This is a genomic window from Bacillus sp. V5-8f, assembly GCF_002863565.1.
Taxonomy (GTDB): domain Bacteria; phylum Bacillota; class Bacilli; order Bacillales; family DSM-1321; genus Peribacillus.
In genome coordinates this window covers 76,441-101,279 of the sequence record NZ_PGUW01000004.1, presented here as the reverse complement: position 1 = coordinate 101,279, position 24,839 = coordinate 76,441, and the positions used below count along the sequence as shown (strand labels likewise).

The 24,839-nt window shown below is 42.8% G+C and carries 24 protein-coding genes; 2 read left to right on the top strand and 22 right to left on the bottom strand.

Translation table 11 applies throughout. From position 1 onward, the window contains the following. Positions 1 to 95: 95 nt before the first annotated feature. The 8 genes from CUU64_RS04425 to rpsU all read right to left on the bottom strand — a co-directional run bounded on the left by CUU64_RS04425 (position 96) and on the right by rpsU (position 6,241). Complete coding sequence (locus tag CUU64_RS04425; RefSeq protein WP_101632069.1) at positions 96 to 1,058, bottom strand: PhoH family protein; 963 nt, start codon at positions 1,056 to 1,058, stop codon at positions 96 to 98. A 3-nt stretch (positions 1,059 to 1,061) separates the two neighbouring features. Continuing rightward, positions 1,062 to 2,249, bottom strand: coding sequence for a sporulation protein YqfD (yqfD, locus tag CUU64_RS04420; RefSeq protein ID WP_101632068.1), 1,188 nt, complete (start codon positions 2,247 to 2,249; stop codon positions 1,062 to 1,064). 16 nt (positions 2,250 to 2,265) lie between these two features. Further along, the gene (gene yqfC / locus CUU64_RS04415; protein ID WP_101632067.1) at positions 2,266 to 2,550 is read right to left on the bottom strand and encodes a sporulation protein YqfC; all 285 of its coding nucleotides are present in this window, start codon (positions 2,548 to 2,550) and stop codon (positions 2,266 to 2,268) included. Positions 2,551 to 2,633: 83 nt separating this feature from the next. Continuing rightward, complete coding sequence (locus tag CUU64_RS04410) at positions 2,634 to 3,101, bottom strand: hypothetical protein (RefSeq protein WP_101632066.1); 468 nt, start codon at positions 3,099 to 3,101, stop codon at positions 2,634 to 2,636. A 34-nt stretch (positions 3,102 to 3,135) separates the two neighbouring features. Next, the gene (gene floA, locus CUU64_RS04405; RefSeq protein ID WP_101632065.1) at positions 3,136 to 4,128 is read right to left on the bottom strand and encodes a flotillin-like protein FloA; all 993 of its coding nucleotides are present in this window, start codon (positions 4,126 to 4,128) and stop codon (positions 3,136 to 3,138) included. Positions 4,129 to 4,130: 2 nt separating this feature from the next. Next, positions 4,131 to 5,438 (bottom strand): NfeD family protein, encoded by a 1,308-nt coding sequence (locus tag CUU64_RS04400; RefSeq protein WP_101632917.1) that lies wholly within the window; start codon positions 5,436 to 5,438, stop codon positions 4,131 to 4,133. A gap of 168 nt (positions 5,439 to 5,606) precedes the next feature. Next, positions 5,607 to 6,053, bottom strand: a complete 447-nt coding sequence (locus tag CUU64_RS04395; protein WP_101632064.1) for a GatB/YqeY domain-containing protein — start codon at positions 6,051 to 6,053, stop codon at positions 5,607 to 5,609. A gap of 14 nt (positions 6,054 to 6,067) precedes the next feature. Next, the gene (rpsU, locus tag CUU64_RS04390) at positions 6,068 to 6,241 is read right to left on the bottom strand and encodes a 30S ribosomal protein S21 (protein WP_101632063.1); all 174 of its coding nucleotides are present in this window, start codon (positions 6,239 to 6,241) and stop codon (positions 6,068 to 6,070) included. A 192-nt stretch (positions 6,242 to 6,433) separates the two neighbouring features. Here rpsU and CUU64_RS04385 point away from each other — a divergent pair, with 192 nt between their 5' ends. Continuing rightward, entirely contained in the window at positions 6,434 to 7,372 is a 939-nt protein-coding gene (locus CUU64_RS04385; RefSeq protein WP_101632062.1) for a Na/Pi symporter, read from the top strand. A gap of 3 nt (positions 7,373 to 7,375) precedes the next feature. Here the strand turns inward: CUU64_RS04385 and deoC are convergent, their stop codons facing one another. From deoC to gpr, 13 genes are all read right to left on the bottom strand, one after another. Next, positions 7,376 to 8,047: a deoxyribose-phosphate aldolase gene (gene deoC, locus CUU64_RS04380; protein ID WP_101632061.1), complete on the bottom strand. Its 672-nt coding sequence runs from the start codon at positions 8,045 to 8,047 to the stop codon at positions 7,376 to 7,378. A 182-nt stretch (positions 8,048 to 8,229) separates the two neighbouring features. After that, positions 8,230 to 9,585 carry a tRNA (N(6)-L-threonylcarbamoyladenosine(37)-C(2))-methylthiotransferase MtaB gene (mtaB, locus tag CUU64_RS04375; protein WP_101632060.1) on the bottom strand — a complete coding sequence of 452 codons (1,356 nt, stop codon included), beginning with the start codon at positions 9,583 to 9,585 and terminating at the stop codon, positions 8,230 to 8,232. A gap of 6 nt (positions 9,586 to 9,591) precedes the next feature. Continuing rightward, positions 9,592 to 10,344, bottom strand: coding sequence for a 16S rRNA (uracil(1498)-N(3))-methyltransferase (locus CUU64_RS04370; protein ID WP_101632059.1), 753 nt, complete (start codon positions 10,342 to 10,344; stop codon positions 9,592 to 9,594). 78 nt (positions 10,345 to 10,422) lie between these two features. Continuing rightward, entirely contained in the window at positions 10,423 to 11,364 is a 942-nt protein-coding gene (prmA, locus tag CUU64_RS04365) for a 50S ribosomal protein L11 methyltransferase (RefSeq protein WP_101632058.1), read from the bottom strand. A 20-nt stretch (positions 11,365 to 11,384) separates the two neighbouring features. Further along, complete coding sequence (gene dnaJ, locus CUU64_RS04360; protein WP_101632057.1) at positions 11,385 to 12,503, bottom strand: molecular chaperone DnaJ; 1,119 nt, start codon at positions 12,501 to 12,503, stop codon at positions 11,385 to 11,387. A 372-nt stretch (positions 12,504 to 12,875) separates the two neighbouring features. Then, positions 12,876 to 14,705, bottom strand: a complete 1,830-nt coding sequence (gene dnaK / locus CUU64_RS04355; RefSeq protein ID WP_101632056.1) for a molecular chaperone DnaK — start codon at positions 14,703 to 14,705, stop codon at positions 12,876 to 12,878. A gap of 33 nt (positions 14,706 to 14,738) precedes the next feature. Beyond that, on the bottom strand, positions 14,739 to 15,332 hold the full coding sequence (grpE, locus tag CUU64_RS04350) for a nucleotide exchange factor GrpE (RefSeq protein WP_101632055.1): 594 nt from the start codon (positions 15,330 to 15,332) through the stop codon (positions 14,739 to 14,741). A 281-nt stretch (positions 15,333 to 15,613) separates the two neighbouring features. Further along, positions 15,614 to 16,645 (bottom strand): heat-inducible transcriptional repressor HrcA, encoded by a 1,032-nt coding sequence (hrcA, locus tag CUU64_RS04345; RefSeq protein WP_101632054.1) that lies wholly within the window; start codon positions 16,643 to 16,645, stop codon positions 15,614 to 15,616. 85 nt (positions 16,646 to 16,730) lie between these two features. Beyond that, positions 16,731 to 17,870, bottom strand: a complete 1,140-nt coding sequence (hemW, locus tag CUU64_RS04340) for a radical SAM family heme chaperone HemW (RefSeq protein ID WP_101632053.1) — start codon at positions 17,868 to 17,870, stop codon at positions 16,731 to 16,733. Between the two features lie 83 nt (positions 17,871 to 17,953). Beyond that, positions 17,954 to 19,789, bottom strand: coding sequence for a translation elongation factor 4 (lepA, locus tag CUU64_RS04335; RefSeq protein WP_101632052.1), 1,836 nt, complete (start codon positions 19,787 to 19,789; stop codon positions 17,954 to 17,956). Between the two features lie 138 nt (positions 19,790 to 19,927). Then, positions 19,928 to 20,254 (bottom strand): YqxA family protein, encoded by a 327-nt coding sequence (locus CUU64_RS04330; protein WP_101632051.1) that lies wholly within the window; start codon positions 20,252 to 20,254, stop codon positions 19,928 to 19,930. 24 nt (positions 20,255 to 20,278) lie between these two features. Then, complete coding sequence (spoIIP, locus tag CUU64_RS04325; protein ID WP_101632050.1) at positions 20,279 to 21,478, bottom strand: stage II sporulation protein P; 1,200 nt, start codon at positions 21,476 to 21,478, stop codon at positions 20,279 to 20,281. A gap of 96 nt (positions 21,479 to 21,574) precedes the next feature. After that, the gene (gene gpr, locus CUU64_RS04320) at positions 21,575 to 22,693 is read right to left on the bottom strand and encodes a GPR endopeptidase (RefSeq protein ID WP_101632049.1); all 1,119 of its coding nucleotides are present in this window, start codon (positions 22,691 to 22,693) and stop codon (positions 21,575 to 21,577) included. Between the two features lie 279 nt (positions 22,694 to 22,972). Between gpr and rpsT the strand changes: the two genes are divergently transcribed. Continuing rightward, positions 22,973 to 23,239: a 30S ribosomal protein S20 gene (gene rpsT, locus CUU64_RS04315; RefSeq protein ID WP_101632048.1), complete on the top strand. Its 267-nt coding sequence runs from the start codon at positions 22,973 to 22,975 to the stop codon at positions 23,237 to 23,239. Positions 23,240 to 23,327: 88 nt separating this feature from the next. Here the strand turns inward: rpsT and holA are convergent, their stop codons facing one another. Beyond that, entirely contained in the window at positions 23,328 to 24,341 is a 1,014-nt protein-coding gene (gene holA, locus CUU64_RS04310) for a DNA polymerase III subunit delta (RefSeq protein WP_101632047.1), read from the bottom strand. Between the last annotated feature and the right edge of the window lie 498 nt (positions 24,342 to 24,839).

The following is a 24,839-nucleotide window of genomic DNA, read 5'->3' as shown; positions in this document are numbered from 1 at the left end:
TAAAATCATAACAGTTTTTTTTAAAACTTTCATCCTGATTATGAAGACAGAAGAAAAATCCGCCCGAATGAGCGGATTTTGAACAATATATTCATTTATTCATGTGCTTGTTCATAAGCCGAAATAATTTTTGCAACAAGAGGATGTCTGACCACATCGCTTTGTTCTAGATAAATAAAGGAAAGTCCGGGTACTCCGCCGAGTATATCAGCTGCGGCAATCAGCCCCGATTTTACGCCTTTTGGCAAATCGATTTGGGATCTGTCCCCTGTAATGACCATTTTTGAGCCAAACCCAAGCCGCGTCAGAAACATCTTCATCTGTGCTTGAGTGGTATTTTGTGCCTCATCGAGAATCACAAAAGCATCATCAAGGGTCCTCCCCCTCATATACGCCAAGGGTGCGATTTCAATCGTTCCCCTTTCAATCATCCTTTGGGTATGTTCCATGCCTAATAAATCATGAAGCGCATCATATAGGGGACGTAAATATGGATCCACCTTCTCCTTTAAGTCACCGGGAAGGAAACCGAGACTTTCACCGGCTTCCACGGCAGGCCTCGTCAAAATAATCCGCTTAACCTGGCCGTTTTTTAAAGCATTTATGGCCATAACAACTGCTAGATACGTTTTTCCTGTCCCTGCTGGACCAATTCCAAAAACAAGATCGTTCTTCCTGATTGCCGAAATATAATGGCGCTGACCGAGGGTCTTGACACGTATGGATTTTCCTTTTGCCGTTTTTGCAATTTCTTCTTCGTAAAGTTCATGGAAGTATTCTAAGGTGCCTTTTTTGGAAAGCTCAATTGCATATACTACATCCCGGGAACTGATGTTGATCCCTTTACGGATAACAGTCAACAATTCCTTAAGGATATTTTCCGCGTGAGCCGCATTTTCCAGGTCACCTGCTACGGAAATCCCGCCTCCCCGCGTAATGATTGACACATTTAGTTCTTCTTCAAGCACCTTTACGTTAGAATCGGCATTTCCTAATAAAGCAAGTGCTTCATTTGGTGATTCAAGCTCTAAGTTAATGACTTTTAGGTCTTCTGGCATTCGTTAGTCTCCTTGGATGATCGGTTGTTCGGCCGCAATATTTTCAATAACCTGGTAGAGAATGATTAATTTAACTTTACCATTCTCATTGGTTGTGTGTAAAATTTTTTCTTTGTTAATTTTCGCATCAGCCGGTAACTGTTTTTCAAGATTGCCCCTTGCCATTTTGGATGCTTCCTTATGGGCTTGTGCAGGTGAATATTCCCTTACGATATCCTGTTTGCTTCGTATAGTCTCTGTTGTATAGGCTATCGGAAGCTCCCATTTAAGGAAATGAAACGGTCTTACCGTTTTGTCATTTTCAAATTTCTTATATCCGGGATCTTTAAAACCCCACACCGGTATAGATATATTTCCAAAGGAAATAAAATGTTTTGTCTTTTCATCACCGGTAAAAACAGAGAAATTTGATTTTAACGGTACCTCAACAATAGAGTTATACCACGTTTCGCCCAATATTACACCTTTTGCCGCTACAGCTTTCAGATTGTCTTCTTTGCCAATCAAACCCGATACAAGAAGCTGTCCTTTATAAACATTATCGTTTACTTTAATCATAGGTTGTCCCTTTTCAACGAACATATCAACAATAGTTGCTTTTTTCTTGGCGACCAGATTTTGTGGTGACAGCTGTTTTTCTTCCTTTGGCTGCTTTTTCTCAACCACCTGAAAATGATAGGTTGTCCCTTTTAATTCGACACCGATCCAGGTCAAGGCACTCACATTATCGGAAAGCTTCCGTTGAATTGTATCGACATCATCGAGCATAAACTGCACTTTTCCAATTTTTATGCCCATTTTGTCCAATTCTTTCCTGATGGCATATTCCGTTTCCGGATTTGCGTTATGCACCTTTATGCCCCATACCATATTCGAGAGGACGAAAATACAGATAAAAAATGCAATGCTGCCTGCCAAAAAGCCGCTGTTTTTCAGCAATCTCTTCAGCAGGAACGGGCCTCCTTTCCCTCTTACGAAAGTTACCTTGCAATCAGTGCCCCTTACCGTCTCCCGAAGCTTCGGTACTTCTTTCAGGTCAATGCAAAATACAAGGGATTCTGTTCCTGCACGCTTTACGTCCCAAACATGAATGCCTTTTCTTACCAGGGCATTCATGAGTCTCTCTGTTCCCTTGCCGTTTGCCTTGACAATTACATATCCGGTATAAAAGTTTGTCCATTGATTCTTCATCAGTTTCCTCCTGGTATTACTCTTTTATAAAATATACCTGGTCGATCTTTCCTTGTAGCATGATTTCTTCAGGCAAGATCGTTTTGATGACAAATTCATTCCCTTTTATCAGAAGCTGGCCTTTTTTTAACATCAGCCGGACTTCTGTATCTGTAAAGGTAAGGAGCCCTCTATGGTTTTCAATATAAATATGTAATTGTCCTATCAATGTAATTCGCGGCAGGTCCATCATGACATCTTGCGGAAGGTCCATGGTTTTGACAAGTAGCTTTTTAATGTTTTGCCCCCATTTAGGTGCCATAAAAAAGAACCCCCTTTCATCTCAAATGTATGAAATGAAAGAGGGTTCTAGCACATTTTTTTCACGCAAAGCAAAGCTTCATGCTATCTTCTTTTTTGTCTTGATTTGGGCGGACCCAGAACCTCAGCCATAATAATACCATCTATAAGTTTTTGCCTGTCAAAATGCAGATCAGGCCTATGTGCCTCGTATTCATTATGCTCTGCAATCCTCTCACCGGGAGCACGAGTTTCCTTACCATCCGCGGAAAGTACTAATGCCAAGTCTTTCCTTGCTTGATTCAGCTTGCCTTCTAACTGACTGGCTGCTATATCAGGAGCTACAGGGTGATTTTCGGTATCAGGCTGTATGGTCTTTTGTTGCCTTGGTAGAGTTCGTGCTTCATTATTTTGTTCATCCCAAGCCTCTTTAAAGATCTCTGGAACTGTCTTTCTCTTTTTTTGCTCCTGTTGGGCAGACGATCTCCGTTTACCGATAAAAGAATAAATGACTCCCACAACAATAATGATAAAGGGGAGGTTGTTTAACAATAATTCAAATAAGAATTCCATCCAATCCCTCCTGATGCGAGATCCGGTTTATCCATTACTTTTTATCCTTTGGATCTTTGGAAACCCTGCCAATGGAATCACGCATTTCTGTATCAGCGGAGATATTTTGAATATTCATATAATCCATTACTCCGATATTCCCTTCTTTTAGGGCCTCCGCCATGGCTAACGGAACTTCGGCTTCAGCCTGCACAACCTTCGCCCTCATTTCCTGGACGCGCGCCATCATTTCCTGCTCCTGCGCTACAGCCATCGCCCGTCGCTCTTCGGCTTTTGCTTGGGCTATCTTTTTATCAGCTTCTGCTTGATCAGTCTGTAGAATGGCCCCAATATTCTTGCCAATGTCCACATCCGCAATATCAATCGAAAGAATTTCAAATGCAGTGCCAGCATCGAGTCCCTTGGATAAAACGGTTCTCGAAATCATATCGGGATTTTCCAAAACCTTTTTATGGTTTTCAGATGAACCGATTGTCGAAACAATTCCTTCACCAACACGGGCAATGACTGTTTCTTCTCCGGCCCCACCGACTAAACGGTCAATATTCGCCCGCACAGTGATTCTCGCCTTCGCTTTTACCTCAATGCCATCCATAGCCACCCCTGCAATGAAAGGTGTCTCAATCACTTTGGGATTTACACTCATTTGCACGGCCTGCAAAACATCTCTTCCTGCAAGATCAATTGCTGCACTTCTTTCAAAGGACAGCTCGATATTGGCACGCTGCGCTGCAATTAATGCATTAACTACCCGGTCGACATTCCCTCCAGCAAGGTAATGGCTTTCCAGCTGGTTTGTAGTCACATCCAAACCTGCCTTATGAGCTTTAATGAGCGGATTAACGACACGGTTTGGAATGACACGCCTTAACCTCATACCGATAAGGGTAAAGATAGATACCCTTACACCCGCTGCAAGTGCGGAGATCCAGAGCATCACCGGTACAAACGTTAAGAAAACTGAGAGTACAACAATTCCCGCAATAATCGCCAAAATTAATAATATAGTGCCTGAAGTTAATTCCATATTCAATCCTCCATTGCGATAGTTTCATCTACTTCCCTGACGACAATACGCGACCCTTCTGCCTTAATTACCTTAACCAAGGTGCCCTTGCCAATAAAGCTGCCTTCTGTTACTACATCCACCCGTTCTTCTTGGATGATGGCAGTTCCAGATGGCCTTAAATCAGTCAGGGCACGGCCCTGTTTCCTAATTAGATCCAGACGGTTTTGATTGGACACATAGCCTTTTTCTGTTTTTGTTGAATCTGTTAAAATCATTTTCTTAAAAAAATTCATTTTCCTACCAAACACCTTTACGAATAGGATAGAAACCAAAATAGATGCTGTAAGAGCAATTACAAGGGAAAAGGCCATGTTTATCACATCACCTGATGCCATAAATAAGCTTGCTATTACAGCTGCAAACCCAAAAATCCCAATAATGCCGCCAGGGAGGAACAACTCAAGCACAATCAAGATGATTCCGATTATAAACAAAGCAATTGTTTCATATCCTGCAAGTCCCGCAACAAGATGGCCATAGAAAAATAGAATCAATGCAGTTATACCAGTCAAACCGGGAATGCCAAAGCCAGGGGAAAACAACTCAAACACAAGTCCTACAGCAGCAATTGTCAAGAGAAACGGCACAACGAAAGGGCTCGTTAAAAAACGGGACAGCTTTTCGGAAAACGTTTCGTTTACATGCCGAATGGCAGCATCTTCAAGGCCAAGTTCCTCTAGCAGAGCGGCACTTCCCGAAACCGTGCCGTTACTATAACCCACCCTTTGAGCTTCTTCAGCTGTCAAGGTAAGAAGGCTCCCTTTTTTCTTATCTATTTCTGGAAGGATAATCCCTTCCTCTGCCATCGCCCTTGCATACTTCGCATCACGACCGTTTTGTTCAGCTGCCGTTTCCATCGCTGCTACCCAATAGGATTGAGCTTTTTTGCCAGCCATATTACCAGATGAATCAATCACGGCGGCTGAACCGATAGTAGCATTCGGAACCATATAGATCTCATCGGCATTTAATGAAATATAAGCACCAGAGGAAAGTGCCCTGTTGTTCACAAAGGCTGCCGTTTTTATTGGTGTGTCACTGATTAGCTTCCCTATCTTCCCAGCAGCATCAATGGCACCACCAGGTGTATTAATTTCTAATATGACCAGGTCGGCTTTATTACTCTCAGCGGTTTGAAATGCTCTTTCCAGGAATGCATATAACCCATTTTCTACAGTATTCTGAACCGGTACAATATAAACTTTTTCACTTTTTGCAACTGAAGCAGATTGAAAAAACAGTAAAAAAGCAAGCATACTAATGATCATGAAAAAGGCTGAGCGCCAAAGTCCCAAGCAAGCTTCCTCCTTTCGGCGATTTTGCCCTTCTACTTCTAATTACGCTGTTATAGACAGAAAGTTTCATAAAACTTGAGTAAAAATGCATAATGTAAAAAACCGCAAGCAATATGAATGCCTGCGGTTTAGGTTTCGAGTTTAGGATAGATGTTGTTGTACTAATTTATTGACCATGGAGCCGTCTGCCTTGCCTTTTACCTTTGGCATCAAGGCAGCCATAACTCTCCCCATATCGGCCTTCGAAGTAGCATTCACTTCTTCGATAGTTTCTTTAATGATCGAATCGATTTCCTCTTCTGAGAGCTGCTCCGGTAAATATACCTCAACGTAGCCAAGTTCGGTACGTATTTTTTCCACAAGGTCTGTTCTACCAGCATTTTCAAACTCTTGGAGGGAGTCTTTGCGTTGTTTTAATTCGCGAGAAAGTACTGTCAATTCTTCCTCTTCTGTCAATTCCTGTTTGCCGGCTTTAATCCCTTCATTTTGAAGAGAAGCTTTAAGCATACGGATAACAGAGAGTCTGTCCTTTTCCTTGTTCTTCATCGCTTGTTTCATATCATTATTTAAACGCTCGAGTAGACTCATTATTCCACCCTCTATTAGTATTTACGTTTTCTAGCAGCTTCAGACTTCTTCTTACGTTTAACGCTTGGCTTTTCATAGAATTCACGCTTTCTTGCTTCCTGAAGCGATCCTGCTTTAGATACAGTACGTTTGAAACGACGAAGAGCATCTTCAAGCGATTCGTTTTTACGAACGACGGTTTTAGACATCTCTTTCCCTCCCTCCGAAAACAACACACTAACTCAAAGTTGGCAACATGTTTAAACATGTACTTAAATATTATAATATATGGATTATTGCGGGTCAACCAAATTAATCAATTTACTTTTATTAAGTTTGGCCAATGTTAATTAGACATGTTCCCCTCTTGCTTTCCATAAGATGAAACATGGAGGGATATTATGCGTGAGCTTCTTCTTTTCATTATCTATATATTAGTTTTTTTAACTGGAATGGCCTTGCTGCGAATCGGTTTATTCAATCTTTCAGGTCAATCGTTAAAAGCTGTGCTTTCTAAGGTCACAGGCACACCTTTGAAGGGATTTATCACCGGCACTTTTATAACCGGGCTTCTGCAAAGCAGCTCTGCAGTCATGGTAATGACCGTTGGACTAGTTTCAGCAGGCAGCCTGAGTTTTTCTCAAACGATTGGGATTATTCTCGGTTCCAACATCGGTTCCACTTTAACGGCAGAATTTATGACGATCTCCTTAGAAACATATATTCTTCCTGGAGCCGCCGCAGGGGCACTCCTATGGCTGATCCCAAAGACTGTTTGTAAAAGTATAGGAACCGCGATGATTGGTCTAGCCTCCATTTTCACTGCAATGAATGGGTTTAAGAACCTTGCAGGACCTATTTCCTCGTTTTCAATAACGGATACTTTGATACAAAGTATGGAGAACAACTTATTTATTGCGATTTTGATAGGAATGGCCTTTACAGCTTTGATTCATTCCAGTTCAGCAACCATAGGGATCGCGATGAGCTTTTTAGCTGGAGGGGAATTAACTGTATTTACAGGAATCGCCATTATGCTGGGTTCCAATATTGGTACATGCATTACAGGATATATGGCTAGCCTCGGATCCGGAGATCAAGCACGTTTTACTGCCTACGCCCATATTTGGCTGAATGTTCTCGGTGTGCTTGCATTCATTCCTTTAATTGGCCCGCTGGAAGATGCAGCAGCCTTTTTCACCTCCAATAAAGCGGTTCAACTGGCCCACGCCGGGGTTTTGTTCAATGTCATTACATCGATGGCAGTTCTTCCTTTTTCCGGTTCGTTTTCGAAATTCATCCTGTTGCTTCATGGGCCGTCCTCTACTGGAAGCCGTTAAGTATCAATAGTCGGACTCTGCTGTTAAACCTTTTACAATGGAGACTCCCGCACTCGCGCCGATTCTTGTTGCGCCTGCTTCGATTACTCTCTGGGCATCTTCTGTGTTTCGAACTCCGCCGGAGGCCTTTACTCCAATATGGGGGCCTACGGTTTTTCTCATAAGCACTACGTCTTCAGCAGTTGCCCCGCCTGTAGAGAAACCGGTAGATGTTTTTACGTAGTCAGAACCAGCCTTTACAGATAGTTTACAGGCTCGGACCTTTTCTTCTTCAGTTAAAAGAGAGGTTTCAATGATAACCTTTGTTAGCGCTTTTCCTTTTGCTGCTTCTGCAACAGCACGTATGTCCCTTTCGACAAGTTCATCATCCTTGTCCTTAATAGCGCCGATATTGATTACCATATCTACTTCATCTGCCCCGTTTTCGATCGCATTTCGTGTTTCAAATGCTTTCGTTTCAGGCGTATTGGCCCCTAACGGGAAACCAATAACAGTACAAACCTTAACACCTGAGCCTTTCAATAAATCAGCCGCATAACTTACCCATGTAGGGTTGACGCAGACAGAGGCAAATTTATATTCCCGTGCCTCCTCACAAAGGGTTTTAATTTGCTGTTTTGTTGCATCTGCTTTTAGCAAGGTATGGTCAATGAGTCCTGCCACATTGTGTACCATATTTTATGATCTCCTTCCAAACGGAAATAAAGTTGTACATACTTGTACATCCTATCACGTTTAACAAACGTTTTCGAGCTCGAGCTCATGATATTCTAGTTATCTGCTTATAAGTATAGAAATATGTCCTAAGCATGATAAAGGCAGCGGCTTATATGCCGCTGCCCCTATTACATACAGTGTTACCCATTAACTGCTTCCTTCAATGCAGGGCCATCTTTTACAATAGTGACGAATTGCCCTTCGTTATATGGATAACCAGCCTTTGTTATTTTCACCTTAACAATCTCACCGACCATTTGTTCATTGGCGGGGAATACGACCTTCAAATAGTTATCGGTATACCCTACATATAATCCGCTTTCCGGTTTTTCTTCAAAGCGTTCTTCAGGTATAACTTCCAATACTTCTCCCTCGAATTCAGAAGCATATTCTTTTGCAAGCTGATCTGATAGGAAAATTAGACGGTGAACCCGCTCGTTTTTCACTTCTTCATCGATTTGGTCTTCCATTCTGGCAGCAGGCGTACCTGTACGTTTCGAATAAGGGAACACGTGAAGCTCAGAAAATTTGTGCTCTTTAATAAAATTGTAGGTATCCATGAATTCCTCTTCCGTTTCCCCAGGGAAGCCCACAATCACATCGGAAGTGATTGCAAGGCCAGGAAGCGCCTTTTTAAGCTTGTTTAAACGGTCAGCAAAAAAGGCCATCGTATACTTTCTTCTCATCCTCTTCAAAACAGTATCCGACCCTGATTGAATTGGAATATGCAGATGGCGTACAACCTTTTCTGAATTGGCCAGCACTTCGATGACGTCATCCGTAATCTGGCTCGCTTCAATCGAAGAAATCCGGAGCCGCTTTAATCCTTGGACTTGATTTTCCAAGTCGCGGAGGAGCATGGCAAGGTTATAATCCTTCATATCCTCCCCGTAACCGCCGGTGTGGATACCGGTCAGGACGATTTCTTTATACCCTGCATCGACAAGCTGCTGCGCCTGGCGAATTACTTCCTTCGGATCACGGGACCTCATTAAGCCACGAGCCCAAGGGATAATACAGAAGGTACAAAAGTTATTGCAGCCTTCCTGGATTTTTAGCGAAGCGCGTGTGCGGTCAGTAAATGCCGGTACGTCAAGCTCTTCATAAACACGAGTCTTCATGATATTGCCTACACCATTAATCGGTTGGCGTTCTCGCTTGTATTGTTCGATATATCCAAGCATTTTTGTACGGTCCTGAGTTCCCACAACAATATCAACACCTGGAATAGCCATGATTTCTGCCGGTGATGTTTGAGCGTAACACCCGGTAACCGCAATAACAGCATCAGGATTTTTGCGGATCGCGCGGCGGATGACCTGACGGCTCTTTTTGTCCCCTGTGTTTGTAACGGTGCAAGTATTAATAACATAGACATCAGCTGAAGATTCAAAATCCGTGCGCTCATATCCCTCTGATTTAAATAGCTGCCATATTGCTTCTGTTTCATAATGGTTCACTTTACATCCTAATGTATGAAAGGCAACAGTTGCCATGTTTAATCACCTCAATAATTCTAATTGATAGGAAACAGCACTTAATGCATAAAGCGGTGCTGTTTCTGTCCGTAATATTCTAGGCCCAAGCCCGCAGGCCAAAAAGCCAGCTTCTATCAGCTTATCTATTTCACTTTGGTCAAGCCCGCCTTCAGGCCCGAAAACAAAGAGAAGCGACTGTCCGGGTTTTATTTCACGGAGTACGGATGCAAGGGCACCTGTTTCCCCTCTTTTTGCTTCTTCTTCAAATGCGATCAGCTTAAAGTCAAATTCCTGCCCGCAAGAAACCAAATCTGCTAATGTTTTAGGATGGAATACTTCCGGAATAATTGTTCTATGGGATTGCTCAGCTGCTTCCTTTGCAATTTTCTCCAGGCGTTCCGTTTTCTTAATTGCCTTTTTAGGGTCCCATTTCACAATAGAACGGGCAGCAATAAAAGGGATAAATTCATGGGCCCCAAGCTCCGTCCCTTTCTGAACGATATACTCCAATTTATCCCCTTTAGGCAGCCCGCTCGCTATAGCTACCTTTACTGGCAGCTCATTATTTTCATTCTTCCATTCTATAACTGTTCCTGCTACTGTATCATTAGCAATTTCTGTAATTTCGCACAATGCAGCCTGGCCTTCCTGTTTGACACAAATCAATCGGTCACCCGACTCCATCCTCATTACCCTGGTAATATGATGGTAATCCTCACCTGAGATCCTGAAGGTATTCCCTTGAAAATCATCTTCATGCAAAAAATATCGCTGCACTTTATGCACCTGCTTTTCCAGATATTAATGAGGGAAAAATGGCGCATCATTATCCTGAGGTAATGAGCGCCTTGTTGTTTAGTGATTTCTCTTCGCTATAATAGCAACCCAATCTTCCATAAGGATTGTTTCTTCAATCGAAAAACCAGAAGCAATCATCGCATCCTTCACTTCCTGTTTCTTCTGCCCAATGATGCCAGAAGCAATGAAGTACCCGGATGGCTTTACGACCTTTGCCACATCATCGGTAAAGCGGACAATAACTTCGGCAAGTATATTGGCCACAACAACATCCGCAGAACCTTCAACCCCATCCAACAAATTGTTTTGTGACACCGAAACAACATCATGTACTTTATTTAGCTTGACATTGATTTTGGCGGAAGCAACCGCAACCTCATCAAGGTCAAGGGCGGTAACGCCCCTGGCTTGTAATAAGGCAGCAGCTATGCTTAGTACTCCTGAGCCGGTTCCGACGTCAACCACCATATCACCAGGTTTAACCGTTCTTTCCAGAGCCTGAATACACATTACCGTTGTAGGATGGGTACCTGTACCGAAAGCCATTCCGGGATCCAATTCGATGATAAGCTCATCGCTTGAAACCGGCGCGTAATCTTCCCAGGTTGGTACGATTGTGAAACGCTCTGAAATTTTAACCGGATTATAATACTTTTTCCAAGCAGTCGCCCATTCTTCTTCGTTTACTTCACTTATTGAAACCGCATTTCGGCCAAGATCAATATCAAATAAAAGCAGATTGTTAATGGCTTCCTTTATTGCATCGACCGTTTCTCCAAGAAAGCTGTTAACAGGCAAATAGGCTTTTACTATTACACCTTCATCCGGATAGTCGGCAGGATTTAACTGATAGATTTCCCCAAACACATTTTCACGCTCTTTATAGAGATCATGGGGGTCTTCAATGACAACTCCACTCGCACCCGCCTCGTGCAAAATGTTGGAGACGGGCTCCACCGCTTCGTTTGTTGTATGGATTGCAATTTCAGACCACTTCATCTCTACCACTCCTGTTTCTATTAATCACCTTTAAAAGCCCGCTTAACTTTAGCAAAAAAGCTTTCCTCTTGTTCATCAGGGGAAACTTGTCCGCTGATATCCGCAAATTCCTTAAGCAGCTGCTTTTGTTTTTCCGTTAATTTTCTTGGTGTTACTACGAGGATTACTACGTGTTGGTCTCCTTGGCCATAGCCCCTGACATTTGGTATACCTTTACCCCTTAAACGGAACCGCGTTCCTGTCTGTGTTCCGGTAGGCACTTTCAATTTTACTTTGCCATGCAGTGTTGGCACTTCTATCTCATCACCAAGAGCTGCCTGGGCAAACGTGATCGGCATTTCGCAATAAACGTCATCCCCATCGCGCTCAAAGAATTCATGGGAGCGGACATGGAATACAACATATAAATCTCCTGCAGGCCCGCCGTTGATTCCAGGTTCACCCTGTCCAGATACCCGCAACTGCTGGCCGTCATCGATTCCAGCCGGAACCTTAACCTGGATTTTTTTCCGTTTCCTTACCTTACCTGAGCCGCCGCAAGTGGAGCATTTCTCAGGAATGATCTTCCCTGTTCCCTGGCAGTGATGGCAGGTTCTTCTATTCACAATCCGTCCGAGCGGGGTATTTTGTTCAACACTTATTTGACCGGTTCCTTGACAGTGGGAGCATGTGTTTACTTTTGTTCCTGGCTTAGCCCCGGTACCTTTACATGTTTCACACTCTTCTTCACGCGGAATCTCGATTTCAGTTTCTTTCCCAAATACTGCTTCCTCAAAAGAAAGAGTCATGGTGTATTGAAGGTCAGCACCCTGGCGCGGGGCATTAGGATCCCTTCTTCGGCCACCTCCGCCAAAGAAGGTGCTAAAAATATCCTCGAAACCGCCAAAGCCGCCAAAATCCGCGCCGCCAAACCCCTGGTTTGGATCTGTATGGCCGAATTGGTCATAATGGGCTTTCTTTTGGTCATCGCTTAACACTTCATACGCTTCCGTTATTTCCTTGAATTTATCTGCTGCATCAGCTTCCTTGTTTATATCAGGGTGATATTTTTTGGAGAGCTTACGATATGCCTTTTTTATCTCATCTTTAGAAGCGCTTTTGGATATCCCTAGCACTTCATAGTAATCGCGTTTACTCATTGTTAATCCACTCCCGAATCGTTTCACATAACGATAATTTTATCATTTTTAAAGCTACTGTTGCAATAAGAAAAGAGCACTTGTAACTGTTCCGCAAGGGTATTCCCTTTCCTCTTTGATTTACAGATGGAGAAAACTCACCGATTGGAGAGCCTTAAAAGGCGAAGACAGAGGGGAGTTAGCCGCACAGAACGCGGGTCACACAGGCGTTGTCACAGGACGTAGTGTTCTTGCCTGTGTTCCACTTTATTCTTAAACTTAACCACTACGCCACCTCAACATCGTTGCTGCCAATTTATACTTAAATGAAAAAAGCCAAAGCCAAGATAACCTGACTTTGACTTTTGCTGCAAAAAGGTTTATAGATTTCTATTACTTTTTATCATCATCATTTACTTCGGTGAAATCGGCGTCAACGATATTATCATCGTTTTTATTCTCGCCAGCATCAGCACCAGCTTGCTGCGCTTTGGCAGCTTCTTCATAAAGCTTTACTGTCAGGTTCTGGACGATTTCGTTTAGGGCATCTTTTTTTTCACGGATTTCATTGATGTCGTTTTTCTCAATAGCTGCTTTAAGCGCATCTTTCGCGTCGTTCGCTTTTGCTACTTCAGCTTCATCCACTTTGCCTTCAAGATCCTTTAAAGTCTTGTCGACTGTAAATACAAGCTGGTCAGCCTCGTTGCGAAGTTCCACTTCTTCCTTGCGCGCCTTGTCTGCTTCAGCATTTTCTTCCGCTTCTCGTACCATGCGTTCAATTTCATCATCTGAAAGACCTGATGAAGACTTAATTGTAATAGCTTGTTCCTTATTAGTTCCAAGATCCTTGGCACGTACATTAACAATACCATTCTTATCAATATCAAAGGTTACTTCGATTTGTGGAACACCACGTGGAGCCGGTGGGATGTCGCTTAATTGGAAACGGCCGAGCGTTTTGTTATCCGCAGCCATTGGGCGCTCCCCTTGCAGCACATGAATATCAACAGCTGATTGGTTGTCGGCTGCAGTCGAGAATACCTGAGATTTACTTGTTGGTATAGTCGTATTGCGGTCAATCAACTTGGTGAATACTCCACCCATGGTTTCAATTCCCAAAGAAAGAGGTGTTACGTCAAGTAGTACTACGTCTTTTACATCCCCTGTCAACACACCGCCCTGAATTGCAGCACCCATGGCTACTACTTCATCGGGGTTAACTCCTTTATGAGGTTCTTTGCCGATTTCCTTGCGAATTGCTTCCTGAACAGCAGGAATTCGTGTTGAACCCCCAACAAGAATGACTTTGTCGATCTCGGATGGGGAAAGGCCCGCATCTCTTAACGCTTGACGTGTCGGCCCCATTGTCCGTTCAACAAGCCCTGCAGAGAGTTCGTCGAATTTAGCCCTTGTCAAGTTCACTTCCAAGTGTAACGGACCGGCTTCACCAGCAGTGATAAAAGGCAATGAAACTTGTGTAGACGTTACGCCAGAAAGATCTTTCTTTGCTTTTTCAGCAGCATCTTTCAAGCGTTGAAGAGCCATTTTGTCTTTTGAAAGATCGATACCATTATCCTTTTTGAACTCAGCAACGAGATAATCGATAATGACTTGGTCAAAATCATCTCCTCCTAGCCTGTTGTCCCCAGCTGTAGCTTTTACTTCAAAGACGCCATCGCCAAGTTCCATGATGGAAACGTCGAAAGTACCGCCTCCCAGGTCGAATACTAGGATCGTCTGATCTTCTTCCGTTTTGTCCAATCCATAAGCCAACGCCGCTGCTGTCGGTTCGTTGATAATACGCTCTACTTCAAGCCCTGCAATTTGCCCTGCATCCTTAGTTGCCTGGCGTTCTGCGTCGTTGAAATAAGCAGGAACAGTGATAACTGCTTTCGTAACTTTCTCTCCTAGGTATTCCTCGGCATAGGATTTTAAATATTGCAGGATAATTGCTGAAACTTCCTGAGGTGAGTAGTCCTTATCTTCAACTTTTACCTTATAATCCGTACCCATATGGCGTTTAATAGAAATGATTGTGTTAGGGTTGGTAATCGCCTGACGCTTCGCAACCTCACCAACTTGCCGCTCACCACTCTTGAACGCAACAACAGATGGAGTGGTACGGCCCCCTTCCGGATTCGGAATTACTTTTGGCTCTCCGCCTTCTAATACAGCAACACATGAGTTTGTTGTACCTAAGTCAATACCAATAATCTTGCTCATTGATTTCTTACCTCCAATTTATTTATGTAGGGCTCATTCGTTCACTTTTACCATTGCAGGGCGAAGGACACGGTCTTTAAGCATGTATCCTTTTTGAAATTCCTCTACCACAACATTGGATCCAAAATCCTCATCCTGGACCTGCATCACAGCCTGGTGTAAATGTGGGTCGAATTCTTTCCCCACAGCCTCGATTGGTTCGATGCCTTCTTTTTTCAAGGCCTCGAGCAAGCTTTTATAAACCATATCCATACCTTGAAGCAAGGATTTTGTCTGCTCGTTATCAGCTTCGACTTTAGTGGCCCTCTCAAAGTTATCTATAGCTGGCAGCAAGTCGGACGCTAAGTCCTGGGCCCTGTATTTCCTGGCAGCTTCCAGGTCTAATCTAGCCCGGCGTCTGGCATTATCAAAATCTGCTTGCAGCCTTAGATAACGGTTTTCCATTTCTTCAACCTTCGCTTCAAGTTCAGCAATTTTCACCTGTGCCGGATCCTGTTTATTAGCTTCATGAGCTTCCTCTGAAGTTCCCTCTTCTATTTTATCCGCCTCAGCAAAGATCGCTTCTGCCTCGGTTTCTTGAACTGTTTCAGTTTCACCAATGTTTTCATTCTTCTTTTCTTCTGTCATTACTTTCACCTCCCTATAATAAATGCGGAAGCACCCAAACACAAGGAACGTCGACTTTTTGGTACGTCCTGTGCTTCAGACTGAGCGCTGGCCAACTAAGAACACCACGTCCTGTGGCAACGTCGGCACTAGTACCTCCATGTACGTAGTAGCTGGATATCACTTCATTGAATTTATACCTAGTTTAAAAAAGCAATTTAATATTATTGTAATACATACATGAAAGCACAACAAAGGAACGGGGAGCAGGAAGCCCCCGCACCCTAACAATATTGCCTTTGCTATTGCTTTTGATACAACTTTGTCAATAGGGCCGTTAAATCAGCAGTAAAAAAATGAAGCAGGCTGATGACCCTGGAGTATTCCATCCTTGTCGGCCCAAGAATCGCTATGGTTCCTACTTCTTCATGCCCCATGGAGTACGTGGCCGTTATAAAGCTACAATCTTCTAGCACCGAGTTATTATTTTCCCGGCCAATTTTCACATGGATACCTGCAGGGTTTTGTTTCATCAGTTCATAGATTCCCTTTTCCTGTTCAATCATTGATAAAAGCGATTTAACCCTGTCGATATCATGGAATTCCGGCTGGCTTAACATATTTGTTTTCCCGCCGAAGAAAAGCTTTCTAGGCTTGGAAACGTCCAATGTATCCGCTAGCGTCCCTAGAATCTCGTCATAGTTGTGAAGATGCTGCCTTAACAACACGACTATTTCCTTATAAATCTTATCTTTCAATTCCATAAGCGGAACTCCAGTGAGCCGGTCATTAAGGATGTTAGCCATCTTTTCGATTTCATTTACGTCAAAAGAAGGCGGTAATGAAAACATTTTATTTTCCACATGGCCTGTATCAGTAACAATGATCGCAATCGCCGTTTCTTTATTCAAGGGGACAATTTGGATTTTCCTAAGTTTATTTTCCTTGACCTTAGGACCTAGAGCTATAGCTGTATAGTTTGTTAACTCGGATAAAATTTGCGCCGATTTCTGCACAATCTTTTCCATTTCATAGATGCGCTCTGCAAAGACAGACTTAATCTTTTGCATATCAGCTAATTTCAATGCCTGTGGCGGCATTAAGTGGTCTACATAATATCTATACCCTTTTTCTGAAGGAACTCGACCAGAAGAGGTATGGGTTTTTTCAATAAACCCTAGTTCTTCAAGGTCTGCCATTTCATTACGGATCGTAGCTGAGCTAAAGTTTATTTCATCCTTTTTCGACAGGCTTCTCGATCCAATGGGCTGTGCGCTTCGAATGAATTCATCGATAATGACCTGAAGTATTAGTAATTGTCTTTCAGTCAGCATCATTGTTCACCCCTGTTAGCACTCTATGTGCTTGAGTGCTAATACTATTAATAAATTATCAAATGACGTTAGTGATGTCAACGGTTTAGATTATGCCCAAAAAAGATTGGAACACTTCATTGCCAAGCAGCTTTCCTTTGCGCGTAAGGCGCACACAATCAGTATTCATTTCAATCAATCCGAGCTTGCGCTGTTCTTCAAGCGGTTCTCCGAATACCTTTGACATCTCAACAGAAAACTTCTTCCTGAATAGTTCAAGCGAGACACCCTCATTTTTTCTTAATCCAAGGAACATTTCCTCTTCCATTTGTTCTGCAACGGGCACAAGATGTTCCTCTATGAGCGGCAATTTCCCTTCCTCGAGAGGAGTCATATATTTTTTTAAAGGCCCATAGTTTGCAACTCTTTTGCCCGAAACGTAACCATGCGCACCCGCACCGAAACCGAAATACTCCTCGTTGTTCCAATAGGTAAGGTTGTGGCGGCTTTCAAACCCGGGTTTTGCAAAGTTACTAATCTCATATTGGTTAAGCCCTTGCTTTTCCATCCTATCCATTAACCGTTCATACATGCTTGCTTCGAGTTCCTGGGGAGGCAATTGCAATTTTCCCTTTTGCATTAAATTATAAAACACTGTTTTCGGCTCAACGATCAAGGAGTATCCAGAGTAATGTGGTAAATCTAGCGCCAGCGCTTTTTCCATCGTATCTGTAAAATCCTCCATTGTCTGGCCAGGCAGACCGTAAATCAAATCAATACTTATATTTGAAAATCCGATCTTTTGTGCTTTTTCTATCGTTTCATATACGTCACGTGTGCGATGAGTTCTTCCGATTTTTTTTAATAGCTCGTCATTAAAGCTTTGAACTCCGAAACTTAGCCGGTTTACACCCGCATTATATAAAATGGATAGCTTTTCTTCAGAAAGGTCTCCAGGGTTAGCCTCAAATGTGTATTCAATATTCTTGCCAAACGGCAAGGTTTCTTTGATCGAATGACAAAGAAATTCCAGCTGTTTTTCATTTAAGGAAGTCGGTGTCCCGCCTCCAACAAAAATTGTTTCCAAATGATCCTGGGGATATTTTTCAAGGGAAAGCTGCATTTCTCTTTTCAGCACATTTAAATAGCGATCTACAGGTTGTCCTTGTAAAAACACTTTATTAAAATCACAATAATGACAAATATGCTCACAAAATGGGATGTGGATATAGGCACTTTTAATCATTTCTAAAACAACCTCCTTGGGGACGATATAAAAAGAGGTTAGATATCGGTTGAACGATAAATCTAACCTCCCTTATATGCTTTTTAATTTTTCGGTGTTGTATCGTCCATTTTCAACACAGCCATGAACGCTTCTTGCGGCACCTCTACAGAACCTACTTGCTTCATGCGCTTTTTGCCCTCTTTTTGCTTTTCGAGTAACTTTCGCTTACGTGAGATGTCCCCGCCGTAACACTTGGCAAGTACATTTTTTCGCATAGCGCTGATTGTAGACCGCGCGATGATTTTCGTGCCAATAGCCGCCTGGATTGGAACCTCGAATTGTTGCCTAGGTATCAAGGTTTTCAGCTTTTCAACAATCACTTTCCCACGGTCATAGGCAAAGTCGCGGTGGACAATGAAGCTTAATGCATCGACTGTTTCTCCGTTAAGCAGAATGTCCATTTTGACCAACTTTGATGTCTTATAGCCAATCAGTTCATAGTCGAAGGAAGCATATCCTTTTGTATTAGACTTCAATTGGTCAAAGAAGTCATAAACGATTTCAGAAAGCGGTATTTCATATACGATGCTAACTCGTGTTTCATCCATATATTGCATGTCAATAAATATGCCGCGTTTTTCCTGGCAAAGCTCCATAATTGCACCAACATAATCATTTGGTGCCATCATTGTCGCCTTGACATATGGTTCTTCTACACGTTCAATTTTTTGCGGGTCGGGCATGTTCGATGGGTTATCCACCTTTATGGTTGCTCCGTCGGTCATAACAACGTCATAGATTACACTCGGCGCTGTCGTAATTAAATCAATCTTAAATTCACGCTCGATCCGCTCCTGGATGATTTCCATATGCAACAGGCCGAGGAAACCGCATCGGAAGCCAAAGCCTAAAGCCTGTGATGTTTCCGGTTCAAACTGGAGGGCAGAATCGTTGAGCTCTAGTTTCTCCAGCGCCTCCCGCAAATCGTTGAACTTGGCTGAATCAATCGGATATAATCCGCAGTAAACCATCGGGTTCAGTCTGCGATAACCTGGCAGCGCTTCTGTGGCACCGTTTTTTGCATTTGTAATCGTGTCACCCACACGTGTATCGCCGACATTTTTAATAGATGCGGTTAAAAAACCTACATCCCCGACGGTGAGTTCATCACGCTGTTGTTCTTTTGGTGTGTGCACGCCGACTTCCGTAACCTCGAATTCCTTGCCAGTAGCCATCATCCTGATTTTGTCGCCAGGCTTTACAGAACCTTCAACAACACGAATATAGGCTACAACTCCGCGATAGGCATCATAGAAGGAGTCGAAAATAAGAGCTTTTAGCGGGGCCTCAGGGTCTCCTTGCGGTGGTGGTACAAGTTCTACGACCTGCTCCAGAATATCTTCAATCCCGATTCCCGCCTTTGCGGAGGCCAGTACGGCTTCCGATGCATCCAGGCCAATAACTTCTTCTATTTCATTTCGCACCCGTTCAGGATCTGCGCTTGGTAAATCGATCTTATTTATGATCGGTAATATTTCCAGGTTATTATCTAATGCCAGATACACATTCGCAAGCGTTTGGGCTTCGATTCCTTGAGCAGCATCAACCACCAGAATTGCACCTTCACAAGCTGCCAATGATCGGGAAACTTCATAGGTAAAGTCGACATGTCCCGGTGTATCTATCAAATGGAATATATATTCTTCTCCGTCCTTGGCATTGTATTTCAATTGAACGGCATTTAATTTAATTGTAATCCCGCGTTCCCGCTCCAGATCCATAGAATCCAAGAGCTGGCTTTTCATCTCGCGCTGGGCCAGGGCGTTCGTCTTCTCTAAAATACGGTCAGCCAGAGTAGATTTCCCGTGGTCGATGTGTGCGATAATGGAAAAGTTACGGATTCTTGACTGTCTCTTTAGTTTTTCTTCTCTATTCAAAACGTTCACTCCTACTCTTCTGAGCACAAATACACTATTTTTCATTATAGCAGTACCCAAAGCAACATTCAATAACAATCAAAACGGGGTCAGTCCCCCGGTGCTTTATAGCATTAACGCACCGGGGGACTGACCCCGCTAAATTAGTTTTTGTATTAGCGTATTAACTATGGCGGAAATAGCTTCTGCAAGCTTTTTTCCAATTGTTGAGAAGAAATTGAAGGCTTTCATTTCCTCCAACTTTTGTTTCTTCTGTTCCAAGTCATGGCTTGTCACCTTTTTTCCCAAAATGGCTGCTTCCATTTCTCCTTGATTCGATTCCTTCACGGTAAAAGCACTGTGCAACGCCGGATCATCATATCCTTTCATTTTCTTGATTCCTTGATTGGCGTGTTGCATGCCTATCAAAACCCCAAGAAACAACAAAAGTATCATACCGAAGCATTTAAGTGAAAACCGAATCATGAATGGTCACTCCTTTTTAAGGCTCTATTGCGGTTCTGCGTTACCAGAAGTATTCCCAACTTCCTTAGCATCAAAATAGTATTCGCTGAACACATCTGCAAAGGCGTCCACGCTCAAATACATCTCTTCAAACGTATTATCGACGCCACCCACTTCCAGCAAAAGCGCATTCCCTGTTAAATCCTGGTTATAGACGCTGTTATTCCGTGCACTATTATATTTAATGATCCCCCTGGAGAGCCCGGGATATTTTTTCTGGATTTCCTTATGGAGCTTGCTTGCTAGTGAATAATTTTTTTCAGCATTTGGATTTTTTCCGCCTATTACGAATACGATTTTCGCATAGCTTTTTCCATTAATTTGTGTGGTCGTTACTTTTTTGCGCTGAGCATCGCGATGGATATCAATAATATATTCAACATCCTTATTTGAAGCCATCACAGTTTCGATAACGGCTCTGGACTCCTTGTAAGATTTACTGTAACTGAGCCCTCTCTTCTTAAGATTGCCCGTTATATCAGTCTTGTCTACGGAAGCACCGATACCCCTTTCCTGAAAGTCCTCGACAAGCCTTTCTCCAAGCCGGGTGATATTTATTTTTGAATGCATCGCTAAATCGGGATTCGTAACGCCTTTCAAATAAGGTAAAAATGATTCCCTATTATGAGTATGGTAGATTTGCACAACCTTCCTGCCATTGGTAGTCACTGCAGGGGCTTTTGGTTCTTGCCTTTCATTATTCTCCAGACCATCCACATTTTTGAGCGACGCCTCTGTACCTTTTGTTATTAATTCTTCCGGAGGTGATGATTCAATAGGCATGTTTGTATAATTTGTACCTTCACCCGCCAACAAGATCTCACTGTCGAAAATCGAGAATCCAGGAAGTTCACGGCCTAGCAGGCTTCTCGGGTCATCCAATGAAATATTCGCCGACATTTTTAAGATTTGCGTCGTAATTCCAGTTTCAGGTTTTCCTTCTGGCATAGCTTGAAAAAAATTGTGATTCTCACTTGCCATTAAAGAAAAAAGCATCTTCCCGGAAAAATGGTTTGTTACCGAATGGACCGAATCAGAGGAGATCCTGTATTCGGGCCTTAAAGATGTAAGAATCCCGCTAATGGAGAATATTAAGAGAAGCAGTGCGAGAATTGATAGAAAACCTGTTATGATCATGGATCCGTTAACTACTGCAAATATTCCGGCGTGCCGGTTCCTTTTCATCCTTCCACCCTTTCATATGCGTCTATTAATACATATGGGTTTAATAGAAAGAGTAGAACCGAAAAGGTGCAAGGATTGATGAAATCCAATAGTGGCTTACCGGGTATAGTAACCTGTATTCTCCTGGTCTATTGAATAGTGAAGGGCTGCGTTTAATCCTCCCGCAATCAGGTTGGCCATGTCTTCGATAAACACGTCAACTTCCTTAGGCGTTACCATCAGATTATGGCCGATTGGTGATAGGACCTCGTTAATCAGCTGCCGCTTTTCCTCTTCAGGCAGCGTGCCGACTATCCCAAGGAAGGTCTTTCGGTGTTCTACACCAGGCATGTCTTCGTCTTTCAGCTTTTTCTTCCGGCCAAAGTTGAATCCGGCCGGCACCAGCGAATGTGAAGGACGCCCCCCTTCCCGCATTTCACTGCCAAAATGCTTGAGGATAAAATCAATTGTATCGCTTGTAATGGAAACCGCATCTACAACGGTGGGAATACCCACTGCAATCACAGGAATTCCAAGCGTCTCTTTGCTTAGCTCCTTGCGTTTATTCCCTACCCCTGATCCCGGATGAATACCTGAATCAGATATTTGGATCGTCGAGTTAACTCTTTCAATCGACCTGGCGGCGAGCGCATCGATCGCGATTACAAAGTCCGGTTTGCTTTTTTCGATAACGCCATGGATAATATCACTTGTTTCTATGCCGGTGATGCCCATAACCCCAGGTGCAATACCGCTGACTGGACGAAATCCTTCTGCAACCGAGTCCGGCTGCAATTGAAACAAATGCCTTGTAATCACCAAATTTTCCACAACGGCGGGCCCTAAAGCATCAGGCGTAACATTCCAATTTCCAAGGCCGACGACAAGGCAGCTTGCATCCTTTGGAATATTGAGCCTTTTTAAAAACTGTGCCATTTCACCGGCAAATACCTTTTCCACTTTATTTTGCAATTCAGTATCTTGCTGGCGGATTCCCTGCACCTCAATCGTTAAATAACTCCCTTGTTTTTTTCCTAGCTCCTTTTCCCCTTCTGAAGTGATTTCAACAAGGGAAATGGTTAAACCGTCGACTTCTTTTTCTTTTATAACAACTCCCTTAATTTGCGAGATATTTTTTTCCCCGGCAATACCTTTTTGGGCAAGGGCCATTTCTGTGGCCTCAACAGCGAGATCAGTCCTTACTGCATATTTGCTTAAGTCAAGATGTTTGTTCATGACTTCCTCCTATGGATCATAAATTTAAAAGATACATCTAGTATTTTCCATAGTTTCTTGTGACATTCTCTTATATCTCTTTTTTAACCGTCACTTTTTTGGTACAATAACTTGTAACGAGATAAAGCATTGTGCGGGAACAGTATTTCCTTTTTAGAATCTTATTCCGGTATTGCATTACAGCGGACTGTCTGATACAATATCATTTGTGCTATTTGAGTAAGGATTTGAAAGGTCGAGTTCATATAGTCTCGATTTCTTGTGTAGGAGGTGAACGGAATGCCAAACATTAAATCTGCGATCAAACGCGTAAAAACAAGCGAAGAGAGCCGCGCTCATAACGCAACTGTAAAGTCTACAATGCGTAGTTCAGTGAGGAACGTTGAAGCTGCATTAGCCAACAACGACGTTAACACTGCGACAGAAGCTCTTTTAACAGCTACTAAAAAGTTAGACAAGGCTGCATCTAAAGGATTAATCCATAAAAATGCGGCAGCCCGTAAAAAATCTCGTTTAGCAAAAAAACTTAATTCATTAAACGCTTAATGAATGGCAATGAACGATCCGGTATAGGGTCGTTTTTTTCTTTCTAACAGAAAAAAACACAGGGAAGCGAGGGGATATCCCCTCGCCTTTAGTTAATTTTTAGCATTAATAACTCCAAGGCCAATGCCTTATCTGCCTGACCAGTTTTGATTTTATAATCTGCATCGGCGAGATCGTTGATAATTCTTAACAATTCTCTCTCATGGAACCTGCCGGTTTTTTCAAGAGCCAGCTTTACCCTGTAAGGATGAATACGCAGGGTAGTGGCGATTTTTTGCTGGCTGTATCCTTGTTTTGCCATTTCTTTCACTTGATACATAAGCCTTACCTGACTCGCTATGACGCCAAGAATCTTAATTGGCTCCTCATTTTGCCTCAACAGCTCATGAAAAATACTGACAGCCGCTTGTACATTTTTTTGCAGTACATGCTCCACAAGGGTAAACACGTTTTGCTCTAGCGACTTTGCTACTAATGTTTCCACGGTGTAAGCATCAATACGCTTTTCTTCATCCACATAAAGCGCCATCTTATCTATTTCATTAGTTAATATCATTAAATTTGTCCCAGCAAGGTCCAGCAGAAGGTCTATTGCATTTTCGTCAATTTGGACAGCTGATGCGGCAGCCCGCTCTCTAATCCATATTTTGAGTTCATGTTCACCAAGTTTTTTTGCTTCGATCGTTACTGCTTTTCTCTTTAATTCCTTGGTGATTTTTTTTCGCTCATCAAGCTTATCATACGGCGCCGTGAGCACAAGAATAGAATATGGAGCAGGATCTGAGATATAATGCTCCAGTTTCTTCACGTCATGCTCAACCTTTTGCCTTGGTTTCTCCGACGTTAAAAAGAAGGGATTTTGCATGAAAACTAGACGCCTTTCCCCCATAAATGGCAGGGTTTCAACGTCCTCGAGTGCAGTTTCGACGGGTGTTTCCTCCAGGTCGAACTGTGAAAAATTAAAATCTAGTTCCTCTTCCGTCAAAGCATTTTGCAATAATAATTGCTTTGTTTCATTGATTAAAAATGTTTCCGTTCCATAAATCAAGTACACGGGGGCAAATTTTTTTCGTTTCAAGTCTTTCCAAACTTCCAGTACCACGTTACCGCCTCTTTTTTATGTATTCTTCTTCTTATGGTATAGGTGGTTTCTAATTTTGACAAGATAAATGGGAATCGGCCTTTCTTAGAGGCCAATTCCCGATCTATATGAACGCTGGAGAAGAAAGTCCCGGGATACTTCCTTTGCCAGCGGTTATTATGTCTTTTAACAACCGCTCCAATGTAGGAGAGCTAACATATAAAGGATGGAAGTTTGGAAATGAACCTTGAAACATTTGTACTGCTTTGTACCTTTATTTTCGCCTTTCAAATTGTAAACTATTTGTGACAACTCTTGTCAGTATAGGAAATAAGAAAGCGGACGCAACTTTTACGAACATCGATTGCCTTTGTCAGGTCCTGTGATAATTCGCTGCTAGTACATCCTGCATAAGTATAACCGGACCAGACAATGACATAGGAGAGCCAATAAAGGACCGTAGCTAAACCGTCAAGTTTTATGACTAACGCTAACGTCACCACCCTTATCCTGTGAATA

What these genes read in the sequence shown, in the direction of transcription:
- rpsU (WP_101632063.1), bottom strand. Translation starts at nt 6,241, where the DNA reads ATGTCTAAAACCGTCGTTCGTAAAAACGAATCGCTTGAAGATGCTCTT.
- CUU64_RS04330 (WP_101632051.1), bottom strand. Translation starts at nt 20,254, where the DNA reads ATGATTCGGTTTTCACTTAAATGCTTCGGTATGATACTTTTGTTGTTT.
- CUU64_RS04395 (WP_101632064.1), bottom strand. Translation starts at nt 6,053, where the DNA reads ATGAGTCTACTCGAGCGTTTAAATAATGATATGAAACAAGCGATGAAG.
- CUU64_RS04425 (WP_101632069.1), bottom strand. Translation starts at nt 1,058, where the DNA reads ATGCCAGAAGACCTAAAAGTCATTAACTTAGAGCTTGAATCACCAAAT.
- CUU64_RS04400 (WP_101632917.1), bottom strand. Translation starts at nt 5,438, where the DNA reads ATGATCATTAGTATGCTTGCTTTTTTACTGTTTTTTCAATCTGCTTCA.
- gpr (WP_101632049.1), bottom strand. Translation starts at nt 22,693, where the DNA reads ATGAACAAACATCTTGACTTAAGCAAATATGCAGTAAGGACTGATCTC.
- floA (WP_101632065.1), bottom strand. Translation starts at nt 4,128, where the DNA reads ATGGAATTAACTTCAGGCACTATATTATTAATTTTGGCGATTATTGCG.
- rpsT (WP_101632048.1), top strand. Translation starts at nt 22,973, where the DNA reads ATGCCAAACATTAAATCTGCGATCAAACGCGTAAAAACAAGCGAAGAG.
- spoIIP (WP_101632050.1), bottom strand. Translation starts at nt 21,478, where the DNA reads ATGAAAAGGAACCGGCACGCCGGAATATTTGCAGTAGTTAACGGATCC.
- grpE (WP_101632055.1), bottom strand. Translation starts at nt 15,332, where the DNA reads ATGACAGAAGAAAAGAAGAATGAAAACATTGGTGAAACTGAAACAGTT.
- yqfD (WP_101632068.1), bottom strand. Translation starts at nt 2,249, where the DNA reads ATGAAGAATCAATGGACAAACTTTTATACCGGATATGTAATTGTCAAG.
- hemW (WP_101632053.1), bottom strand. Translation starts at nt 17,870, where the DNA reads ATGATTAAAAGTGCCTATATCCACATCCCATTTTGTGAGCATATTTGT.
- dnaJ (WP_101632057.1), bottom strand. Translation starts at nt 12,503, where the DNA reads ATGAGTAAACGCGATTACTATGAAGTGCTAGGGATATCCAAAAGCGCT.
- deoC (WP_101632061.1), bottom strand. Translation starts at nt 8,047, where the DNA reads ATGGTACACAATGTGGCAGGACTCATTGACCATACCTTGCTAAAAGCA.
- dnaK (WP_101632056.1), bottom strand. Translation starts at nt 14,705, where the DNA reads ATGAGCAAGATTATTGGTATTGACTTAGGTACAACAAACTCATGTGTT.
- prmA (WP_101632058.1), bottom strand. Translation starts at nt 11,364, where the DNA reads ATGAAGTGGTCTGAAATTGCAATCCATACAACAAACGAAGCGGTGGAG.
- yqfC (WP_101632067.1), bottom strand. Translation starts at nt 2,550, where the DNA reads ATGGCACCTAAATGGGGGCAAAACATTAAAAAGCTACTTGTCAAAACC.
- mtaB (WP_101632060.1), bottom strand. Translation starts at nt 9,585, where the DNA reads ATGGCAACTGTTGCCTTTCATACATTAGGATGTAAAGTGAACCATTAT.
- CUU64_RS04410 (WP_101632066.1), bottom strand. Translation starts at nt 3,101, where the DNA reads ATGGAATTCTTATTTGAATTATTGTTAAACAACCTCCCCTTTATCATT.
- hrcA (WP_101632054.1), bottom strand. Translation starts at nt 16,645, where the DNA reads ATGCTGACTGAAAGACAATTACTAATACTTCAGGTCATTATCGATGAA.
- CUU64_RS04385 (WP_101632062.1), top strand. Translation starts at nt 6,434, where the DNA reads ATGCGTGAGCTTCTTCTTTTCATTATCTATATATTAGTTTTTTTAACT.